Raw genomic sequence first — 629 nt, forward strand, 5'->3', positions numbered from 1 at the left:
CCCCCGCCGCCACCCCCGCCGCGGGTGTAGCCGCCGGTGGTGACTCGGCCGCCGGAAGAGCCGCTGCGGGGCCGGGAAACCCCACCGGAGGAGGTGTTGCCGCCGCGGGCCGTCGCGCCGCGGCCGGTAGCGGACCGCTCCGCCACCCGCGTGTAGCCCAGGCCGTTGACGGCGCGGGGCGCCTCGCGCGCCGCGGAGATGTCGACATCGCTGATCCGGAAGAAGGGATTGGTGCCGTAGTTGTACAGGTACGGGCTGTAGCCGCGACCCCACGCCCCGTAGCCAAGGGGGGCGAGGTAGTACGGATAGAGGTCGCTGTACCAGATCGGATCGTACACGCCGCCGCCCCAGCCCAGTCCGCTGCCCCAACCGCCCCAGTTGCTCCAGGCGCCGCTACCGCCGCCACCCCGGTTCCGCCGTTGCACCATGAAGCGTTCCGGGTAGGCGAGGGCAACCAGCAGGTCGATGACGCTGCCATCGATGCCAGCGGCATCCAGCGCCTTCAACGAGGCGGCGTGGGGGGGGGGGGGGGGGGGGGGGGGCGGGGCGCCGGCGCGGACGCCGCGCACCGGCCGCGGCCGGGGGGGGCGGGCGCGGGGGCGCGGGGGGGCGGGGGCGCGCGCCGCCGC

At 76.9% G+C, this 629-nt stretch carries 1 protein-coding gene and 1 pseudogene; both read right to left on the reverse strand.

Going from position 1 to position 629, the window contains the following annotated elements; translation table 11 throughout:
- Nucleotides 1-428 (reverse strand): hypothetical protein (locus F4Y45_14295; protein ID MXY25673.1); only part of this gene is annotated, 428 nt, incomplete at its 3' end.
- An 88-nt stretch (nucleotides 429-516) separates the two neighbouring features.
- Nucleotides 517-629 (reverse strand): annotated as a pseudogene (locus F4Y45_14300) (energy transducer TonB).

The organism is Acidobacteriota bacterium, from assembly GCA_009838525.1.
GTDB lineage: Bacteria > Acidobacteriota > Vicinamibacteria > Vicinamibacterales > UBA8438 > VXRJ01.